The sequence below is a fragment of the Dechloromonas hortensis genome, assembly GCF_009469765.1.
Taxonomy (GTDB): Bacteria; Pseudomonadota; Gammaproteobacteria; order Burkholderiales; family Rhodocyclaceae; genus Azonexus; species Azonexus hortensis.
Genome location: NZ_SSSQ01000010.1, coordinates 125,184 through 145,771, shown reverse-complemented (window position 1 = coordinate 145,771; position 20,588 = coordinate 125,184). Strand labels below are relative to the sequence as shown.

Annotated in this window: 17 protein-coding genes; 9 read left to right on the top strand and 8 right to left on the bottom strand. The window is 48.0% G+C overall.

The genetic code is table 11. The features are described 5' to 3' along the window. A partial coding sequence (locus GH663_RS15775; protein WP_170291440.1) for a TolC family protein occupies positions 1–320 on the bottom strand: 320 nt, incomplete at its 3' end. A 172-nt stretch (positions 321–492) separates the two neighbouring features. Between GH663_RS15775 and GH663_RS15770 the strand changes: the two genes are divergently transcribed. From GH663_RS15770 to GH663_RS15730, 9 genes are read left to right on the top strand one after another with little or no spacing between them, the layout of a single operon-like run. Continuing rightward, positions 493–1,140: a transglutaminase-like cysteine peptidase gene (locus GH663_RS15770; protein WP_153132654.1), complete on the top strand. Its 648-nt coding sequence runs from the start codon at positions 493–495 to the stop codon at positions 1,138–1,140. Between the two features lie 10 nt (positions 1,141–1,150). Then, positions 1,151–3,064, top strand: a complete 1,914-nt coding sequence (locus GH663_RS15765) for a bifunctional diguanylate cyclase/phosphodiesterase (protein ID WP_153132653.1) — start codon at positions 1,151–1,153, stop codon at positions 3,062–3,064. Between the two features lie 6 nt (positions 3,065–3,070). Further along, positions 3,071–4,564 (top strand): CYTH and CHAD domain-containing protein, encoded by a 1,494-nt coding sequence (locus GH663_RS15760; RefSeq protein WP_153132652.1) that lies wholly within the window; start codon positions 3,071–3,073, stop codon positions 4,562–4,564. Next, the gene (locus GH663_RS15755) at positions 4,561–5,346 is read left to right on the top strand and encodes an ABC transporter permease (protein ID WP_153132651.1); all 786 of its coding nucleotides are present in this window, start codon (positions 4,561–4,563) and stop codon (positions 5,344–5,346) included. Before GH663_RS15760 ends, GH663_RS15755 begins: the two co-directional genes overlap by 4 nt. Further along, complete coding sequence (locus tag GH663_RS15750; RefSeq protein ID WP_153132650.1) at positions 5,336–6,598, top strand: ABC transporter ATP-binding protein; 1,263 nt, start codon at positions 5,336–5,338, stop codon at positions 6,596–6,598. The genes GH663_RS15755 and GH663_RS15750 overlap by 11 nt, the downstream gene beginning before the upstream one ends. Next, positions 6,595–8,385, top strand: a complete 1,791-nt coding sequence (locus tag GH663_RS15745; RefSeq protein ID WP_153132649.1) for a class I SAM-dependent methyltransferase — start codon at positions 6,595–6,597, stop codon at positions 8,383–8,385. The genes GH663_RS15750 and GH663_RS15745 overlap by 4 nt, the downstream gene beginning before the upstream one ends. Continuing rightward, complete coding sequence (locus GH663_RS15740; RefSeq protein ID WP_153132648.1) at positions 8,378–9,973, top strand: glycosyltransferase family protein; 1,596 nt, start codon at positions 8,378–8,380, stop codon at positions 9,971–9,973. Before GH663_RS15745 ends, GH663_RS15740 begins: the two co-directional genes overlap by 8 nt. After that, a complete protein-coding gene (locus GH663_RS15735) occupies positions 9,939–11,063 on the top strand; it encodes an acyltransferase family protein (RefSeq protein ID WP_153132647.1) in 1,125 nt (374 codons plus the stop codon). Before GH663_RS15740 ends, GH663_RS15735 begins: the two co-directional genes overlap by 35 nt. Then, positions 11,009–12,349: a glycosyltransferase family protein gene (locus tag GH663_RS15730; RefSeq protein ID WP_211371173.1), complete on the top strand. Its 1,341-nt coding sequence runs from the start codon at positions 11,009–11,011 to the stop codon at positions 12,347–12,349. The genes GH663_RS15735 and GH663_RS15730 overlap by 55 nt, the downstream gene beginning before the upstream one ends. 23 nt (positions 12,350–12,372) lie before the next feature. On the opposite strand, the gene GH663_RS15725 is transcribed toward GH663_RS15730, so the two are convergent. The 7 genes from GH663_RS15725 to GH663_RS15695 form a co-directional block, all read right to left on the bottom strand. Further along, complete coding sequence (locus tag GH663_RS15725; RefSeq protein ID WP_153132645.1) at positions 12,373–13,386, bottom strand: glycosyltransferase family 2 protein; 1,014 nt, start codon at positions 13,384–13,386, stop codon at positions 12,373–12,375. Between the two features lie 13 nt (positions 13,387–13,399). Continuing rightward, entirely contained in the window at positions 13,400–14,563 is a 1,164-nt protein-coding gene (locus tag GH663_RS15720) for a glycosyltransferase (RefSeq protein WP_153132644.1), read from the bottom strand. A gap of 3 nt (positions 14,564–14,566) precedes the next feature. Beyond that, entirely contained in the window at positions 14,567–15,457 is an 891-nt protein-coding gene (locus GH663_RS15715) for a glycosyltransferase family 2 protein (RefSeq protein WP_246181607.1), read from the bottom strand. A gap of 1 nt (position 15,458) precedes the next feature. Then, positions 15,459–17,393 carry a tetratricopeptide repeat protein gene (locus GH663_RS15710; protein WP_153132643.1) on the bottom strand — a complete coding sequence of 645 codons (1,935 nt, stop codon included), beginning with the start codon at positions 17,391–17,393 and terminating at the stop codon, positions 15,459–15,461. A gap of 66 nt (positions 17,394–17,459) precedes the next feature. Further along, the gene (locus tag GH663_RS15705; protein WP_153132642.1) at positions 17,460–17,918 is read right to left on the bottom strand and encodes a pilin; all 459 of its coding nucleotides are present in this window, start codon (positions 17,916–17,918) and stop codon (positions 17,460–17,462) included. Positions 17,919–18,189: 271 nt separating this feature from the next. Further along, positions 18,190–19,776, bottom strand: a complete 1,587-nt coding sequence (locus GH663_RS15700) for an HD family phosphohydrolase (protein WP_153132641.1) — start codon at positions 19,774–19,776, stop codon at positions 18,190–18,192. 43 nt (positions 19,777–19,819) lie between these two features. Beyond that, on the bottom strand, positions 19,820–20,587 hold the full coding sequence (locus tag GH663_RS15695) for a 3',5'-cyclic-nucleotide phosphodiesterase (protein ID WP_153132640.1): 768 nt from the start codon (positions 20,585–20,587) through the stop codon (positions 19,820–19,822). Position 20,588 lies beyond the last annotated feature (1 nt).

Genomic DNA, 20,588 nt, shown 5'->3' with positions numbered 1-20,588 from the left:
TCGAGGCGGCGCACTTCGTTGTGGGTGGCGAAGCCGTCGAAGAGCATCTGGTTGAGGCTGAGCAGGTAGCTGCTGCGGCTGTAGTCGTTGCGGTCGCGCAGCGGCGGTTGTTGCAGGGTTTCCCGGCCGCCGCCGGCGGTCAGGTCAACGCGCGGCAGGAAGCCGCCGCGGGCAACGCCGATTTCTTCTTCCGCCGCCTTGTAGTTGTGCCATTTCGAGGTCACTTCCGGGCTGTTCAGCACTGCTTGCTGCGCGACTTCCTTCAGCGTCGCCGGGAGCGACGTCTGGGCCAGCACCGGGAAGGAGACTGCAAAAAACAAGGCAAAAACATTAAGTTTTGCAAATTTATTGGATTTCATACACAGTAAAAGTTTGATTTCGCGGATTATAGGAAGCCGCCGGCGAATCCGCCGTGTAATATTCCTCATTTCAGGCTAATCAATTCAGCCGCTTACTCCCGGTCTCTTGGCAAAAATACGCGCCTTTTCCCGCATGCTGCTCCTGGCTGCCCTACTCGGCCCAGCCAGCCTGTTTTGCCTGACGGCTGGGGCCGGGCTCGATTTCGACCGTTTGCAGCAAGCCCTGACCAGCCGCTTCGGGCCGTCTTCCGAACCGCTGTTCAACGACTGGCGAAAAATGCTGGCCGAGGGATCGACGCGCAGCGAAGCAGAAAAATTGCGGCGGGTGAATGATTTCTTCAATCGCCGCATCGCCTTTGACGACGATTTCAGCATCTGGGGCCACTCCGACTACTGGGCGACACCGATCGAAACCATCGGCAACGGACGTGCCGATTGCGAGGATTTCTCGATCGCCAAGTATTACTCGCTGATCAACCTCGGCATTCCCGTCGCCAAGCTTCGGCTGGTTTATGTCAAGGCCTTGCAGAATGGCCCGAACGGCCCAATCCAGCAGGCGCATATGGTGCTGGCCTATTACGCTTCGCCGAGTACCGATCCGCTGGTGCTCGACAACTTGATTCCCGATATTCGCCCGGCGTCGCGGCGAACCGATCTTTCACCGATTTTCAGTTTCAACAGTGCGGGGCTTTGGCAAGGCACCGGCAACCAGTCCAGCAAGAGCAATCTCTCGCGCTGGCAGGATCTGCTGGCCCGGGCGCGCGCCGAAGGCTTCCAGTGAGGTAATCGTCATGTCTTTATTCCGCCAACTCTGGCTCGCCGTCATTGCGAGCACGCTGATCGCTTTCGCCGGCAGTTTTCTCGCCAGCATGCTGACTGCCCGCCATTATCTCGAGCATCAACTGGCCATCAAGAACAGCGACAACGCCTCGTCGCTCGCCCTCTCGATGTCGCAACTGGAGAAGGATCCGATCACCGTTGAATTGCAGGTGGCGGCAATGTTCGACAGCGGTCAGTACGCGGCGGTGCGGCTGATCGATCCGGAAGGCAAGACGATGATCGAAAAGACCAGCCCGCCAATGGCCGGCGACGTCCCGGCCTGGTTCATTCGCCTCTTTCCGGTCGCCTCGCAACCCGGCCTGGCCCAGGTCAGCGCCGGCTGGAACCAATTCGGCACGATCGAGTTGATTAGCCACAGCCAGTTTGCCTATCAGGAACTCTGGGACGGTTGCCTCAAGCTGATCGCCTGGTTTCTGATCGGTGGCTGCTTCATGGGCCTGCTTGGCATGCAATTGCTGCGCAATATCCGGCGACCACTCGACGCCGTTGTCGGCCAGGCCCAGGCGATCAGCGAGCGGCGTTTCATCCGCATTGCCGAACCCGCGGCGCCGGAGCTGAAGAGCCTGGCCAGTGCGATGAACGCGATGGTCGAGCGGCTGCAGGCGATGTTTGCCGAAGAGGCGGCGCGTCTCGAACAGGTGCGCCGGGAAGCGACGCTCGACAACCTGACCGGCCTGGCCAACCGTGCCTTTTTCCTCAACCAGCTGGAGGCCGCGCTGAGCGATGACGATGCGGCCAGCAACGGTACCCTGCTGATGCTGCGCGTGGCTGACCTAGCCGGGATCAACAAGCGCGCCGGCCGCGAAACCGCCGACGAGTTGCTGCGCCGTATCGGGGGCAAATTCACCGAGCTTACCGCCAGCAAGCCGGGCGCTGCCGCCGCCCGCCTCAATGGCGCCGATTTTGCCTTGCTGCTGCCCGGGGTTCAGGATCCGACGACAACGGCCGAGCAGTTGCTCAGCCTGCTGCGTGACCTGAGCTCGGCCGGCCTGATCGACGGCGAACGCATCGGCCATCTGGCCAGCGGCCTCTATCGGCATGGTCAGGGGATCGGCAACCTGCTCTCGCAGATCGATGCTGCACTGGCCTCGGCCGAAAATCAGAGCGGCCTGGCCTGGTGCCGGGCGGAAACAGGCTGCGAACAGCACGCCGCCTCCAACGCCGACTGGAAAAAGCTGCTCGAAGGGGCCATCGAAACCCAGCGCCTGCGCTTGATCGACTTTCCAGTCGCAGGCAATCGGGGCCAGTTGCTCCACCTCGAATGCCCGCTCCGCCTGCAAGCCAGCGAAAATGGTGAATGGCTGGCTGCCGGCAGCTTCATGCCGATGGCTTCGCGCCTGTCGATGACCACCGAACTCGATCTGGCCGCCGCCCGCCTGGCCCTCGACCGCATTGCCGCCGGCGCGGCGGCGGTTGCGGTCAACCTCTCCGGCGAGTCGATTTTGAGCGCCGCTTTCCGCAGCAGCCTGCAAGCCCTGATCAGCGGCCGGCGCGAGCTTGCTCCCCGCCTCTGGCTTGAGGTTTCGGAAATTGGCGCCTTCCAGCATTTCGCTGAGTTCCACGCCTTCTGCGATGCGATGCGACCGCTTGGCTGCCGTCTCGGGATCGAACATTTCGGCCGCCAGTTCAGCGAAATCGGCCGCCTGCACCATATCGGCCTCGACTACCTGAAGGTCGACGGCAGCTTCATCCGCGCCATCAATACGCAACCGGGCAACCAAGCCTTCCTCAAGGGACTGTGCAGCATCGCGCATAATATCGGCCTGAAGGTGATCGCCGAAGGCGTGCAAACCGCCGAGGAGCTCGCCACCCTGCCCGATTTGGGCTTCGACGGCGCCACCGGACCGGCGGTCCCGAGGAACTAGAAAATCATGAGCACCGAAATCGAGCTGAAGCTCCAGCTAACGCCCAAGATGGCCAAGAAACTGGCCAGCCACCCGCTGCTCGCCAACATCGCGCCGCAGAAACAACGCCTGCTCAACACCTACTACGACACACCACAACTAGCGTTGCATGCTCGCCGTATTGCCATGCGCTTTCGCAAGAAAGGCTGGCAATGGCTGCTCACCGTCAAATCAGCCGAACCGGCCAGCGGCGGCCTGGCCATGCGCAGCGAGTGGGAAACCCAGGCGACACCCGGGGTTTTCGATTTCAGCCATGTCGACAATGAGGAATTGCGTCACTTTCTCGAACAGGCGAGCGGGCAGCTCGAACCGGTGTTCACCACCGATTTCCGCCGGCAAATCTGGCACGTGCCCTTTGGCGAATCCTTGATCGAACTGGCAGTCGACCGCGGCACTATCGAAAGCCGGGGCAAAAGTACGCCCATCTGTGAAATCGAACTCGAACTACTCTCCGGCCAGGTCGCCGACATCTTCGGCCTGACCCGCCTGCTACAGGAAAAGCTCGACCTCCACCCGGCCATCGCCAGCAAGGCCGAGCGTGGCTACAAGCTGTTTCTCGACGAGCCGCTGCTCCCCTTCCGTGCCAAACCGGTTGAACTTAACGCAGATACAACCCCGATTGAGGCTTTTCGTAGAATTGCATTGGGTTCTCTCGAACACTTTCAGCGTAACGAGGCCGGGATACTTATCAGTATTGACCCAGAGTTCGTCCACCAGGCACGTGTTGCCTTACGTCGCCTGCGTTCAGCATTGAAACTTTTTGCCCCTGTATTGCCATCCGAGTTCGTTACCGCCTATGGCCAAACTTGGCAAACATTGGCGTCTGCGCTGGGCGAAGCACGCAATTTGGATGTTTTTCTAACCGAAATATTGCCGCCTGTTGTTGACGCGTTCCCAGATGACTCTGACATCAGGCGCCTAGGTAAAAAAGTGCAGCAACGCTCAAAGGAAGCTCGGAAATCGATCGTCAAATTACTCGCCGTGCGGGAGTACCCACAATTACTCATTGAATTCACTTCTGCGATCCATTCCCTCGGAGAGGCGACACAATCCTCCCTTCCTGACTTCGCAAGTCAGCAAATCACTCACTTAGCCCACCGAGCCCGTAATTGTGCGAAGTACCATCAATCACTCAGCCAAGCACAGCGACACCGGATGCGCATTGCCTTTAAGAAGCTACGCTACACGATTGAATTTTTTTCCCCCTTACTTTCCAGAAAACAATTTTCTGCATATACGACTGCACTTGAACGACTTCAAGACGAACTTGGTCAGATTAACGATTACGCAACAGCAAACGAAATAATCCGAGAACTTCTTTCCAAACGCCCTCTCAGCCCGATTCATGGCTGGATGCTAGGCCGCCATAGCTTGCTAATTAGTCAACTACCTGGATCAATAGAAATATGGCAAGGCCACCGTACTCCGGCAGTTAAGCTGACCCAAAAAGCGGTCAAATGATGAGTCGTCTGATACAACCATCGAGTCGCTACCTTCTCATTCAATTGGTCAAACGCGACGTACTTTTGCGCTATCGTGGAGCAGTTTTTGGTATCGCTTGGATTTTTCTCAATCCTCTTATTATGCTAACAATCTTCGCATACGTTTTCGGGGCGGTATTCCAGACTCGCTGGCCGCAACAAGAAGGCGGAGCTCCCTTCTGGTTAGTTTTATATAGCGGATTAATTGCATTTAATATTTTTGCCGAAACCATCTCACGAGCCCCAATAGCCGTACGCTCCTATCCAAGTTACGTAAAAAAAGTAATATTCCCAGTTGAAATTCTTCCCTTTGTTCCGTTAGGGGCCGCGTTAGTGCATGGGGCATTTAATTATCTAATTCTGCTCGCCGCACTTACTTGGACAGGGCATCTAACCATATCGGTTATTCTGTTTCCATTAATGCTAGTTCCGCTCATTATATTGGCTCTTGGTTTCTCATGGTTTTTAGCGGCTTGGGGGGTATTCATAAAAGACATGAGCCAAATAGTCCCCCCAATGGTTCAAATGCTGATGTTTTTATCGCCGGTTCTCTATCCAGCGAGCGCAGTACCGAAGATTTTTGAACCAATCTATTACAACAATCCAATTGCTATTATTGTTGAATCTTGTCGGGATGTTTCTTTCGGAAAAAGCATTATCTGGCAAAATTGGATATACGCCTTTGTCGTTAGCATATTAATTGGCATTTTTGGGTATTATTTTTTCCGGCGGAATAGAGAGGAGTTTGCTGATGCACTCTGAAAATATCGCCATATCTGTCAGACAACTAAGAAAAACCTACCGGCTATTCCGCCACCCTGGTGACAGAGTCAAGAGCTTTCTAAGCCTCGGGCTAAAAAACTACCATAAAGAACATACCGCGCTTCGCGAGATTTCATTCGATATCAGAAGAGGGGAAACAGTTGGTATCGTAGGTCGAAATGGCGCAGGAAAAAGCACCTTACTGCAGCTAATCTGCGGAATTCTAAAACCCACACAAGGAGCCATAACTGTAAATGGCAGAGTCTCTGCTCTTTTGGAACTCGGTTCAGGATTTAATCCAGAGTTCACCGGGAGAGAGAATATATACTTTCAAGGAGCAATCCAGGGGTTCTCTGAAGACGAAATCACGAGAGTATTTGACGACATAGCATCCTTTGCGGACATTGGGGACTTCCTAGAGCAACCGGTTCGAACGTATTCCAGCGGGATGTTCATTCGATTAGCATTTGCGGCATCCGTTCACTCCAATCCAGAAATTCTAATTGTTGATGAAGCATTGGCGGTAGGCGATGCAAGCTTTCAAGCCAAGTCCTTCAGAAGAATGCAGGAAATGCGTGACAACGGCTCAACAATATTATTTGTCAGTCACTCGCTAGATCAAATAATCCAGACGTGTAGTCGCGCACTCCTCCTTGACTCTGGACGACTAGTTGCTGACGGTGAGCCAAAGACAATAGCGAATCGGTATTTAGACCTTTTGTCCACACCTAGACCCATTGCTGCCCCCCGCTCGGCAAGCAAAGAGTTATTTCATACACGTCCCTGCTATCACGCTGGCGAGTATCGCTGGGGGGACAAACGCGCACTGATTGTCGATTTTTCCATTCGCCAGAATGAATTACTTAATCCGGCAAGCCTGTTTTCTGGAAAGCCCGTTGAGCTAATATTTAATGTTTGCTTCCAAGATGACATTAAGCACCCTGTTTTTGGCCTTACGATAAAATCGAAGCAGGGTATTACATTGTTTGGAACAAACTCCAATATCGTGCCAAATAGCCCGCCGGTCACCCCACGCAGGGCAGGGGAAGAAATTTGGGTTAGCTTTCAATTCACTCCATGGCTCCATACGGATGATTTTTTTATTTCGTTAGGTGTTGCAGAAATGAGCGTATCAGGAGATACACCTCTAGACAGACGATACGATGCAATCAAAATTTCCATACGCCACAGCGCCTCCCAAACGGGGGTTGTCGCAATGAACCCCTACTTCTGTTACAAAAATTTGGAATGAATATCTACCAATACAATCGGACAATTCGAGTGTGGCAAAAAGCAAATCAAAAACCATTTGCTTACACTGATGGAGATGACGTTGAAGATCGCCTACTTGAAACACTAAAACGGTTGGATGATGTTTCATGCAAATCGGAAGGCATAATATCATCCATTAATGACTGGACCTCCGAATACCATTTTTCAACAGCTAGACAAAACCTTCTTCGACCTTTTGATATTGGCCCCAATAATAACATCATCGAACTCGGATGTGGCTGTGGAGCACTTACTCGTTATCTAGGAGAAACGGGGGCAAATGTCGTCGCAGTTGAAGGCAGTTTAAAACGCGCAGAAATTACCGCAGAACGTTGTCGTGATCTCAGCAATGTATCAGTTTACTGCGATAGCATAACTGAAATACAAATTGAGGAAACATTTGATTACGTACTTCTAATTGGGGTATTAGAATGGACCCCACTTTATTTCGATGGCGAATTTCCGATCCAAGAAACCTTAAGAACTGCTTCTAGACTTTTAAAAAGCAATGGGAAACTAATAATTGCCATTGAGAATCAACTGGGGCTTAAATATTTTAATGGATGCCCAGAAGACCACCTAGGCACTGCCTATTATGGAATACAAGGGAATTACGATAAAAAAACCCCAATAACATTCGGCAAGGAAAAAATAAAATCACTTATATCCGATTCCGGAATTAATTTCCAGAAATTCTACTACCCATTTCCTGATTACAAGCTTCCATATCTTATTATTAGCGAAAGCGGAACAGCAAATAGAAAATTAAATCTATCAAATCTTCTACTTCAATATGCACACAACAACTACTCAAACACACAGGCGAGGGCATTTGATGAAGGTTTAGCGTGGGGAACCGTTATTGAGAATAATCTGCTCCAAGATTTATCTAATTCTTTCCTCATTTCCGCCAGCAAAACCCCCATACCATCAAACACATGGCTCGCAAAGACATACAACAGAACCAGACGTCGAAAATGTTTTTCTGTAGAAACAACGATTGAACAAAAAAACACAAAGACGTTATATATAAAAAAAACTTTACTACACCCAACCCCCCCTCAACCCGGAAACCAATTTCATCATGTAGCTAACAACAACCACTATATCCATGGTGAAATTTTCCTTAAAACAATTCGGCACACCCTGGCAAGAAATGGGAGTATTAATGAAATCACCGAATCATTTAAACCTTGGCTAAAATATATATATTCCCACGCAAAAATCGACAGCAATGGACGCCATATGTTACCGGGCAATTTCATTGATTGCACCCCGGGAAATATAATTTCTAAGAAATCCGGAAAACTCTATTTTTTTGATGCTGAATGGATTCAAAAAAAACCAGTACCTTTTTCATGGGTAGCCATGAGAGGCATTTGCCAATCAATTGAAACCGGGCTCGCATGCGATGAACTCAAAAAAATAACACTTCGAGATTTCATAAAGTCGACACTTCAACATTCGGGTTATACCATATCAGACGTTGAGATTGATGAGGCTTGTAAACTTGAATCTAGTTTTTTCGAATTTTGCCACTACGCGCCCCCGGTAAACCTAGTTAATCTAATCGATGAAAACATCCACCTCTACCCACGCTTATCCGAAGAAGCTGAAAAATCCATTTATCTAGAAAAATACGAGAATGAAGTTATTCGCATAAAGAAAACAATATCATGGCGAATCACCGCCCCTTTAAGGGCCATTTGGAATTTTCTAAATTATTTAATTAAATCAACTCGATTAATGAGGCGGGGATTTGGCTGACTGGAAAGTAGCATTTGATTCATTTAGATCAACTAACCGCATCATACATGGCTGGGGAAAAATAGCGGGCGATGGCCTATTTCCATCCAGAGTAGATCTAGAGATATATGACGGGGAAGCACTCGTCACTAAAACGACCCCCGCAATAATTAATGGAAACAAAGAAACCAATACAAAAACCAATGAAATGGCATTCATAATATATAGCACATGCTCATCTCATCACAAAAATACACGCTATTTTTTAAACTTAGTTTGGTTTAATAATAAATCAATACGGGTAGAAATTCCGCCACCACAACAAATCAATAAAAGACATTTTTTATTTGGGCACCTAGATCACCCATGGAAGCATTATATAAATAGAGGTTGGCGACTGATACATCAAGGCCAGTGGAGTTTGTTTTTTAGAAAACTAATTAATATGGGGCGAGCGGCATTCAACTCGGGCCTCACGCCAAAAAAACTCCTACAGTGGGCAAGCCGTGGGTACAAAAACTGTGCCTTAATCGTAGATCATGATTTAGGTGGTGGTGCAAACATCTATAGAACTCGTATAACAGATGAATATCGAGCCAACGGCGCATCCCCAATAATACTAACGGCTCACCATGGTCTGATTTCTTATCAACTGATTGGAAAACGTAACAGACGCTACCGTTTTGCCCATACGCGCGATTTGAATGAAGTATTTTCAGAACTCTCAAAAACTGACGTTAATGAAGTTATATTCAATAATATTTTATCATTTCCGTATCCACTTACAGTTATTGAAACGTTATCAAACTGGCTAAAAGCCAACCCAAAAATAAAACTAACATTCCTGTTACATGATTTTTACTGCATTTGCCCATCTTGGCTATTGCTCAACAACAATCGATCTTATTGCGATATCCCAAAAATCGATAAATGCTCTACTTGCATCGCTACAAATCCAGCACCATTTCTAAGTCTTGCGGAAAATCTTGATATCACTAACTGGAGAAAGACATGGTCATCACTTCTTATTCAAGCCAATGAAATTAGGTGTTTCTCCAATTCATCACGTAACCTTCTGATAAAAGCACATCCGAATCTCGACCATTCGGTAATAACCGTTATTCCTCATTTGCCATTGAGTAAACTCCGCCCGATTCATCTATTTGATTCTGGATGCCCTGTTGTCTGCGTAATTGGCCATATTAGCGAGCACAAAGGTAGCAAAATAGTCCAAGCGCTTGCACACTACGCGTACTCTAATAACTATAAACTGCGCATCATTGTTGTCGGCACAATAGACATTCAACTTCCTCCAGAAATAGCTGTCGTCAATGGCCCTTACGAACAAATTGATTTACCAGAAATTCTTGAAAGATACCAAGTAAACATAGGTCTATTTCCATCGATCTGCCCAGAAACATTTTCATTTGTTACTACTGAAATGATGGAGATGAAACTACCTATCGCCTCATTTGGCTTAGGAGCCCAAGGTGAAAAAATAACGGGCTACACTCGGGGAGAAATAATTCCGTTCCAAACACCTGAAAGCGTACTTGAATCGATCAATAATCTTTATGAGCAATACATTAAAACAAAAAAGCTTCCCTAACCTCGACAAAATACGAGGAATCGCAGCACTAAGTGTTGTTCTTTATCATGTTATTGAATTAACTCAGTGGGCGGACTATCCAACAAGTGGCCTTATGGTTTGGGGTCGCATTGGATGGATGGGTGTGGATATTTTTTTCGTTCTTAGTGGAATGGTAATAACACACTCAGCCTATTTACTCTACGAGAACGACAAAATAAACTGGATTACGGCTTACTGGACTCGCCGTCTCTGTAGAATAGCCCCGCTTTATTTCATGACCTGTGCAATATTTATTACGTTAGTTCAGCCACAGTGGATTCATTTATCCATTTCAAAACTCTTATGGCATATGGGAACTCATTTATTATTTATTCACAACCTATTCCCTGGAACACACGGCTCTCTAAATGGCGCAAATTGGTCAATTGGCCTAGAAATGCAATTTTATGCGCTAATAACTTTTATACTACCGTGGATAATTAGAAGAAACACGTTAACATTACTTGTTATATTTTTAGTGACATCGTGGATTTGGCGTGGATTAACATTCTTAGCGCTCCGTGATCAAGAAGCAAACCTCATATTTCAATACAGCACCCAGCTCCCAGGAACCATTGATCAATTCGGAATTGGGATAGTTTTATGCAAAGCATTAAATGATAAAAATAATGCTTTTGAAAATATACTAAAAAAACGACCAATTGCATTACTCACCGGTAGCTCGGTATTGTTTTCATTAATGCTATACCTTTACTTCATGAATTCAACATATTGGAATAGCTTCTTTATGGTTGTATTTTTCCGAACACTGATCGGATTCAGCGCAGCCTGCCTAATACTAACAAGTATTTTTTGTATAAGAAATAAGCACAGAATATTTACTGAACCATTAGACTTTCTTGGGAAGATATCCTATGGCATATACCTTTGGCATCTACCAGTGATAATTTCATTGCAACGAATAGACACCAAAACTGGCTACGAATTTCTCGGAAAAACAATAACATTAACAATATTTCTCGCCATAGTTTCATATTACCTTTTTGAGAAATTATGGATGCGTACGAAACACCTCCACGTAGTAGCCAATCACCTATCAGCACCATGAAAAAAAAATATATATACGCTTTTACAAGTGCCGCTTGTAATTATCTACCTAAAGTTCGCCTTTTGGTTAAGTCCTTACGACGTTTCCATCCAGAGGTTCGAATTGTGTTAACGATGGCGGATGAAGTAGGTAACTCCGAATTGCTAAGCACTGAAGACTGGGACGAAATTCTTCCAATCAGTGCACTTGGAATTGAAAATTGGCGCCAATGGGCCTTTACACATGAAATTGTTGAACTATCAACTGCTATTAAGCCATTTGCACTTGCCAATTTACTGTCCAGGGATGATTGTAAAGCTGTTATTTATCTAGACCCGGATATGGTTTTATTTTCAAGACTGGATGACTTGATTTCCGAATTTGAATCACATGACATATTACTAACGCCACACCAAACGACCCCAGAAACTCGACTAGCTGAGATAATGGATAATGAAATCTGCAGCCTTAAACACGGGATATACAATCTGGGCTTTATAGGTGTACGTAGCACAGAAAATGGCAAGGCATTTGCGCAATGGTGGTCTGACCGGGCTTACTATTTTTGCAGGGATGAAATATCAAATGGGTTATTCACCGATCAACGCTGGATTGATCTTGTACCCGCTTTTTTTGACCGAATAAAAATACTTCGATCTCCCCGCTTCAATGTTGCTCCGTGGAATATTTCTACCCGAAAATTATCCGGGAATATAACGGATGGCTTTTCAATAGAAAACATCCCGTTAGGTTTTTATCACTTTACCGGTTTTGATAGCGGGGCACACTGCCTAGTCACTGCAAAATACGAAAAAAATAATCCCGCATTATCCCATCTTACAAACTGGTATAAGAGCCAAATATCTAGCCTTGGTAATGATCCACTTAGCCAGCAAAACTGGGCATTTGGCTATTTTGAAGATGGAACACCTATAACTCGATATCAGCGACTTATATATAGGAATCGCCCTGATCTGCAACGAAAATTTCCCAGTCCATTTCTAGGATCTTCCAGCGATAGCAATAGTTTTTTGGGCTGGAGCCAACAAATTGGGCTTAATGAGTACCCAAATATTTCAGGAGCGAGAAAATCAACGGACATAGACTACTCCGAGCTAACTATGCGATTAACTCCATCAATAGCACCACCTACAGATGAAGCCGACTCTATTAGCAAACAGTTAGCCAGTGCATTATCTAACCCTCTGGAAGCCAAGTTGATTGCAAAGCAGGCTATTCGTGTGATTCGTCGAGAAGGATTTTTTGGGTTTATCAGCAGGCTCACGAATAAACTCTTCCGAAAATAAAAATATAGCCAACCAAAAATTAATTATTTTAGATCTGGAAACCCATAACGGACAAGTAACTGCGCCTTATAAGGAGTCCAAACAAATTGAGAAAAGAATCTCGAATTTGATATCACTCCAAATAAATTTTTTCTTCTCATTTCAAATATCTTTTGCCTGCTTTTCCAAACCCCACGAAGCGCTCTCAAATAAACTTGGCTCAATATTTTGCTATTTTTTTTGATCAGCGCAATGGTACAACCTTCCAGCAGCAATAAAATTGCCAGCATAATAAATACACAGTAGTGCCAAGGAGATGGATAGCAAGCCAATATTACCGCGCATTTATTTCTTTCTGTCCTAAATCTTCTCTCATAAGTTGTAGATAATCTACCTGCAACAATCTTCCCCCCCCCTATACTTTGACCGATGTGATGATAAAAACCATGTCCATCGTCAACAATTGAAACCCTATAACCACGCATTCGAGCAGCTAAACATATATATAGATCTTCTGCTGTATATTCAAACCACTCAGGAAAGCCTCCTAGCTCAAACCAGGTTTCACGTGGCAACCATAGACATGCTCCCGCAACCATGGCCACCTCCTTCCTGTTTTTTTCATAATTTGGCAAACAATTAAGAAATGGGTCGCAGAGACGACCTCTATCCTCCAAAGTTTTTGTTACAGCATCGTATTGTGGCAAACCGAGGATAGCCGGAGATTTAATTGCTCGAGCCTCATTTGCGAGCGCCTGCAAACTTCCCGGCATGAGCGATGCATCGTTATTGAATAACAACAAATATTTACCGCATGCATTTTCAGCCATTCTATGATTGGCAATGCAATAACCAACATTTTTTTCCTCCCGGATCAATCTAGCTTTAGGAAAGCAGTTGATTACAGTCCTATCGGATGCATCAGTTGAAGCATCGTCATAAACGATAACTTCGAATTCAAAATCGCACTTTTGCGAGAATATTGAATTGAGGCACGACTCAATAAGATCCCGCCCCTGATAATTTGCCACGCAGACACTAACTAACGGAGCACTCATTCATCATCCAGCTTTATATATTTTTCAAGATTGATGCGTACGTGGTAGCTTGTGCTTGAGCGGAAAGCTCCAAAATACGTTTTCGCCCTTTAGTCGCCATTTCCATGCGCTTATCAACCATATTTATAAGACTAGTAATTGCCAATTCCAAATCCTTAACTTTTCCAGCTTCGGAAAACGTTATTATGTCCATTCCAGCATCAAGGTATCGAAATGCCGGCAAATCAGAAGCTATTAATGGACAACCGCAAGCCATAGCCTCTGCAACAGCAAGGCAAAACCCTTCAGAAAATGACGGTGCAATACAAAGCGTAGCTGTTTGATATAGCTCCAAAAGAGCGGATTTATCTAGCCAACCGACAAATTCTACCTGCTGACCAACACCAAGATATTCCACCAGATTAATGAGCGAATCTCGTTCTACACCATCTCCTGCTATTATTAATCGACCCTCTGGAAATGAATTTAGCAATAGAGAGCACGCTTGTATCAGTATATGTACACCTTTTTCAGGCACTAGACGTCCAACATACAACAAGCTAAAACAATCCCGAGCCTTATCACTTGGAACAAAATACTCGGTATCTACACCAAGAGGCAAAAGATGAAGCTTTTCTACATCCACTACTAGCTTCTGAAGCTGTCTTCTCACTTCAGGTCCAACGGTTGTTACACATTGGACTCTGGAAAGAGTTCTCCTATGTAACCATTTCCAAAACCAACCCTTGAGGACCAGTACGTCCGACCCATGGGCGGTAACCATAAGAGGAATATTATTTTTTCGGAGAACGTGAGCAGCAACAAAACCTTGGGGGAAAAGCCAATGGGCATGAACAACAGAGGGGCCGTTTGTTTTTAATAGCTCATTTCGTAGAGCCTTGGCCTGCGCTTTCAAAAACCCTGGCAATAACAGTATCCGCCATGGGTGATTCCGGATATTGTTAGCCATTCCGGAACCGTAACAAAGCAGCTCTCGGTGCGAAGGAGCATAGCGGAAGCGAACAACATCTATGCCTTCTAATCGTTCATATTCTGCAGCGCCCTCGGCATGAGGGGCAATAACAGTGATACTAAAATCGCTGGCCAAACGTTGGCATAACTCAAGGACAAACCGAGGCTGAGCGTCACCAGACCAGCGGGGAAAAGTCGATGTAAGGACGACAACCTTAGGTAACACTCGTCAATCTTTCTCACTATCCCGATAATTAAGCATCGTAATTTGTTCGGACACAAGCCCCATCAAGAATACGAGAATAGATGTTGATAGAAGCAAAGCACTCATATTTGTGAACCGATGAAACGAATAATACGTGTAAGCATAATATAGAAAACCAGCGCTAAAAAATGCCAAGCTAATCGGCAGAAATAATTTCAACGGCGAATAAAGCACCCCGATTCGAAAGATAATTAGTAGAAAACGAAAACCATCTTTTAAGGGCCTTATATGGCTTTTACCAACCCGCTCTAGAACCTTAACTGGCTCATAGGCAACTGAATAGCCGGCCCGAAAGAAACTCATAGTCGTCGTCGTCGGATACGAAAATCCATTTGGCATCAAATATACAAACCTTAGCAGCAACCTTCGTTTTGCAATCCGAAATCCAGAAGTTAAATCAGGAACAGCTTGACCAACCATCCAACTAGCTAGGTAATTGAAAATAAGGTTCATCAAACCACGATGAACCCCAGCCTGCCCCTCCCAGTTTCGTGCACCAACTACCATATCGTAACCATCTGAAAAACGCTTGATCATACTAGCTAGATCCTGGGCACGATGCTGCCCATCTGCATCCATTAGTGCAACATAATCACCGCTAGCATTTCGTATTCCCGTTTTAACGGCAGCTCCATTTCCTAAAGAGCGAGGATGTCGAACGAGGGTTACACCATTCATTTTGCAAACCTCTGACGTAGAGTCGGAAGATCCATCATCCACCACAATGATTTCATCCGCAATATTTAGGGAGATAAGATCGGGCAGCAAAGATGATAATCCGAACGCTTCATTTTTGGCTGGAATTACAATTGACAATGAAAAAGAATCAGCACAGTTTTCAAATGATATTGCCACTTTAATTTCCGTTTAATTCAGAAGTTGAATTTTTGTTTAAGAGATTGCGCCAGTTTTCAATATCGAGTGCATATGTATGGCGTGAAATTTTCTTAGTCGAATTAATCTGCTCGGCTTCCTGAAGCAATCTCATTGCTCTGGGGGTATTGCCTGAAAAGAACGCTGTCTTAACGCGCAATAATGCAACTTCAACGTCCGAACGTAATTGTAACGCCGCGAGAAAATCGACATCAGCCTCAGCGAATCGTCTCTGAGAAAATCGCAAACGCCCTCTTAAAACATGCACATGAAAATGCCGGCTCGAAAAAGCAGCGTTTTCAAGAAGAGCCGGGGCTGCTACATCTATAAGTTGCGAAGCCATAGGCATGCAACGACCAACTTCTGCAAAATCCACAAACTGCTCAATTCCTCCTAATGGAACTCGCGAAAAGTGGATGCTATTGAGCCTCTCTAAAGTCGCAAACGTTTCCTCTCTCGGATATATCTTACCCATACGGCAATCAATACCAGCCAAGAGTAATGCAAAGCCGGGCTCTACTTTCTGCAGTTCCTCATAACGACTAATCGCCGCATCAATGAACCCTCCATTAACTAGACGCGCGGCAAAATATGACTGAGCCCGAATTGAAGAGGGATGTTCATTTGCCCAGACTTCGGATAAAACATCTGGATTTGCCCAAGTCTTTAACTCTACTAGCAGCACCGCTAACAGAAGTGAGAACCAGCCTAATAAGAATGTTCCGAGGGGCCACCGACCATCCACAGATCCCCATCGATACTTTTTATTCTTTATAAAACTAGCTAACTCCCATGCCAAACCGAGCAACAAGCCAAGCATTGGAAAATAATTTCTGTGTTCAAAATATAGCTCTAGCGGAATTGCTCCAGACTCAAGACATTGGCTCCCTAAATACCATAGTATTGCTAACGCAAAACCCGGAAAGCGTTTTCGAGTAAAAACAGCGATTAGCAGCGATGCCATAAGAGCGAGGGCTGCTGGCAGAGTTGTCATTGGCAACAACCACGCTCTCGAAATCGGATAATCATCATGATACAAACCGAGACTTGACGGCACTGGGAATATAAAATTTCCAAGATAGGTCCAAATTACTCGACACTCGGTCATCAAACGCTCAGCTAGACTAAAATTTCTAATCTCATAGCCGGGCAAAATCCAAATCGAAAAATTCCATGCAATGTATCCAAAGACTAGGAACAATGGAAACAAGACAACCGATATGAACCAAAAATACCACTCTTTGCTGCGCTGAAAGTTTGAGAAAACAGTGAACTCAATGCTAATCACTACGAGCGGCAACAATAGTGCATTTTCCTTGCAAGCTGCACCGAAAATGCATCCGCCGACAACACCAAGTACCATTAGCGGAAGTCCATGTCGGCCTCCATCCTCTCGCACCTGCCTACCTACAACGTACAACAACAACCCGATCAGCATAAAAAAAGCTGACATTTCGGTCATCCGCTGAACGACGTAAAGCACCGTTGAAACGTTCAACGGGTGTAGCGCCCATATCAGTGCAGCCCCTCCAGCCACCACCTGCCTGCCAAAATCACCGAAATCACGTTGCCTTCTGAGCAATCGTTCGACCAGCAAGTAGAACAGCCCTGCATTTAATCCATGTAGTAGGATATTTACGAACTTGAAACTTTCTGGACTTCCAGGCCATGCTTGGGCTTGCAGTGCAAATGAAAGCATCGGAATAATTCGCCCTAGATCACCTGATGGATTAGCAAAGAGAAAGGCCCCAAGCGCCGCCAGATTCTTTTCTTCAGCTAAACGCACCAACCCTCGCAGGTTGACCGAGTCGTCAAGCAAAAAACCTCCTGGCAAACCCAGCAAGTAGATAGCAATGACAACGCCAACGACTGCCATACCGATCAAGTAAATGCGGTGGTTCTTTGCAGACCTAAACAACAACACACTCCTCAAATAAAAAAAGCCGCCCTATTAGGGGCGGCTCAGGAAAGGCTCGAAGGAAAATTACTTGCAAGCACCGGGGCGGTAGGTCGCGGTAATAGTCCCCCCCGTACAGACCCAAGTCGTTCCGTCGTTCGAAACCATAGTGATGGTACCGCCGGCAACCCGACCGTTAACACTCTCAGTGGCCGGCCGCATCGTTGCTGTCAGGGTAGCAGCAGTTGTCGCACCAGCACCAGCCGTCAGCGCAACGCTTGCTACATACTTACCAGAGGTCGTACCTTCAAGCGACTCCGTCGTACCGCCCCCCGTTGGCCCAAGGGTCGTCGGCCAATGTCCTTTATCTGCATAGAACTCAGCCATAGGCGTCTTAAAACCAGACAACAAACCGACAGCTTCAGTCACTTGTGCTCGAGCGATGTAATCTTGGTAAGACGGAATAGCAACAGCGGCCAGAATACCGATGATCGCTACGACAATCATCAGTTCGATCAGGGTAAAACCTTGTTGAATGCGCTTCATGGAAAACTCCTTTTAAGGAAAGGCGGTAAAGCCCGCTGTCAATACACAAACAGGATCTATGCCACCTCCCCCCCCAAAAAAAATATAAATAATATTCAATTAATTCAGCACCTTGGAAAATATCACCTAAAAAACACATACGTTCCGGGTGTGAAAGCCACCTTACGGTGACATTTTTTGTCACTCACTAGCGACGTAGTCCAGCACATCTGTAGCAGCCACACCCTGAGAGCCCACTGAACATAAGGGCGTGGCTTTTCTTCGTTCAATCTCAGGAATTGATCTGCCCAACGCTCAGAAACTCATTAGCGTAGCGACGATAAATTGCACTTTTAACAAACACATCACACAAGTCTGGATCGATATGCTTTGCATTTTTGAGGCTTTCGAGAATCCCCAGGGCCTGCGACAATTTCATTCCCTCCTTGTACGGCCGGTCCTTTGCCGTCAGCGCCTCGAAGATGTCGGCGATCCCCATGATCCTCGCCTGCCAGCTCATCTCTTCGCGTTTCAGGCCGCGCGGGTAGCCCTTGCCGTCCATCCGTTCGTGGTGGCCGCCGGCGTATTCTGGGACGTTTTTCAGGTGTTTGGGCCAGGGTAACTGCTCCAGCATTTTGATCGTGGCGACGATGTGGTGGTTGATGATTTCACGCTCGGACTCGGTCAGCGTGCCAGTGCGGATGCTCAGGTTTTCCAGTTCATCGGCGGATAGGAAGGGCGCATCCGTGCCCTCGACATCACGCCAGCGATATTCCCCGGCAATGCGCTGAATGTGGGCGAGGTCGGCATCGCTCATTTTTTCGCTGCCAATATTCGCCTGACGGAGAATGCTGCGGTCGACATCGCATTTTTGGCAAAAATTGCGATAGATCGCCTCCGCTTCGCCGGCCTCCTTGCCCTCAGCAATGCTGCGCCACTTGCGTACTTCCGCATCACGCTTGATAACCTCGAAGCGCGTATCGATCAGGTGAATGCGGTCATAGATGGTTTGCAGCTTGGTCGCCTTGTCGACCACATGCACCGGCGTAGTGATCTTGCCGCAGTCATGGAGCAGCGCGGCGATACGTAACTCGTAGCGATCCTTGTCGGTCAGCTTGAAGTCGGCGAGCGGCCCTTCGGTCGTTGCGTCGGCTGCATCCGCCAGCATCATCGTCAGTTCCGGAACGCGCTGGCAATGGCCGGCGGTGTAGGGCGATTTATCGTCGATGGCCAGATTGATCAGTTTGATGAAGGACTCGAACAGCATTTCCAGTTGCTGGACGAGCTGGCGATTGGTCAGCGCAATGGCCGCCTGGGAGGCGAGCGACTCGGCAAGACGCTGGTCGGCGGCGGAAAACGCTACGGTCTGGCCAGTTTGCGGTGACAAGGCATTGATCAGTTGCAGGACGCCGATCAACTCCCCTTCATGGTTCTTCATCGGCACGGTCAGGAAGGATTGGGAACGGTAGCCGGTACGCTCGTCGAACTGCCGGGTGCCGGAAAAGTCAAATCCCGCTGCCGTATAGGCATCGGCGATGTTGACCGTCTTGCCGGTAATCGCCGCATAGGCAGCCACCATGCGGTTGTTGGCGACACCGTCCGTGCCGTAAAGCGGCAGATCCGGGAAATTGCCGGAGGCCGGCAAGGCGGCGGAGCCGCCGAAAGCGATCTGCAGCGAATCGGTGCGGACAATCTCGAAATGCAGGTGTTTGCCGTCTTCCGACAGCCGGTAGAGCGTGCCGCCGTCAGCCCGGGTAATGGCTTTGGCGGCGAGCAGGATTTTTTCGAGTAGCCGTTCGAGCTGGCGCTCACTGGAGAGCGAAGCGCCGATATCGTTGAGTTGATCGAGGCGGCTGAATAGATCGTCAAGCGTTTCCATGCTTGCTCCTCCGGCTTGCCTCGCCGGCGCGAGGCTGACTGTCTCAAAAATCGAGAATCTGGTTGTTTTGCAGCATGTGCGGCTTGAAGTCGCCGAGGCTGCTTTCGATCTCTTCCATGGTCAGCTCGATCTTGCCCGGCTTCAGGTGCGTGATGTGGATCTCGCATGGCCGCAGCAGCTTCTGCAGTTCTGCCGCCAGCAGGTGGGGGTAAAAATGTTTGGAGGCCGTGGCCAAGGCTGCTTCGCCGTTGGAGAAAGCACACTCGATGATCAGGTGCCGCAGATTCGAAATACCGTTCACCGCCACCCAGAAGTCGGCGCACGGCCCGGTATCGCCGGAGAAAACCAGGCTGCCGGCCCCCGAATCGAGGCAATAGCCGGCGGCCGGCACCGTATGGTCGGCCGGCAGCGCGGTAATGCGCCGCCCATCAAGACTGACTGTCTGCTGCACGGCAATCGTCTGATAGCGCATCAGCGGCTGCTGCCGGTCGGGAATTTCGGTGAAATCCGGCCAGATCGACCAGTTGAAGATATGGCGCCGCAAACTGGCCAGCACGTCGGCAGTACCGTACACCGTCAGCGGCTGGCGACGCCGGTCGGCGACGGTATCGATCATCAAGGGCAGCGAGGCGATATGGTCGAGGTGGGCGTGGGTCAGGAAGACATGGTCAATCGCCGCCAGTTCGCCGATCGACAGGTCGGCCACGCCAGTGCCGGCATCGATCAGGATGTCATGGTCGACCAGGAAGGAGGTCGTCCGCAGGTGCCGGCCACCGATACCGCCACTACAACCAAGGACTCTGAGTTTCATG

Excerpts from the sequence above, each read along its gene's own strand:
- GH663_RS15730 (WP_211371173.1), top strand. The coding sequence starts at position 11,009 with ATGGATGCGTACGAAACACCTCCACGTAGTAGCCAATCACCTATCAGC.
- GH663_RS15695 (WP_153132640.1), bottom strand. The coding sequence starts at position 20,587 with ATGAAACTCAGAGTCCTTGGTTGTAGTGGCGGTATCGGTGGCCGGCAC.
- GH663_RS15745 (WP_153132649.1), top strand. The coding sequence starts at position 6,595 with ATGAATATCTACCAATACAATCGGACAATTCGAGTGTGGCAAAAAGCA.
- GH663_RS15750 (WP_153132650.1), top strand. The coding sequence starts at position 5,336 with ATGCACTCTGAAAATATCGCCATATCTGTCAGACAACTAAGAAAAACC.
- GH663_RS15755 (WP_153132651.1), top strand. The coding sequence starts at position 4,561 with ATGATGAGTCGTCTGATACAACCATCGAGTCGCTACCTTCTCATTCAA.
- GH663_RS15725 (WP_153132645.1), bottom strand. The coding sequence starts at position 13,386 with ATGAGTGCTCCGTTAGTTAGTGTCTGCGTGGCAAATTATCAGGGGCGG.
- GH663_RS15735 (WP_153132647.1), top strand. The coding sequence starts at position 9,939 with ATGAGCAATACATTAAAACAAAAAAGCTTCCCTAACCTCGACAAAATA.
- GH663_RS15765 (WP_153132653.1), top strand. The coding sequence starts at position 1,151 with ATGTCTTTATTCCGCCAACTCTGGCTCGCCGTCATTGCGAGCACGCTG.
- GH663_RS15760 (WP_153132652.1), top strand. The coding sequence starts at position 3,071 with ATGAGCACCGAAATCGAGCTGAAGCTCCAGCTAACGCCCAAGATGGCC.
- GH663_RS15770 (WP_153132654.1), top strand. The coding sequence starts at position 493 with ATGCTGCTCCTGGCTGCCCTACTCGGCCCAGCCAGCCTGTTTTGCCTG.
- GH663_RS15705 (WP_153132642.1), bottom strand. The coding sequence starts at position 17,918 with ATGAAGCGCATTCAACAAGGTTTTACCCTGATCGAACTGATGATTGTC.
- GH663_RS15700 (WP_153132641.1), bottom strand. The coding sequence starts at position 19,776 with ATGGAAACGCTTGACGATCTATTCAGCCGCCTCGATCAACTCAACGAT.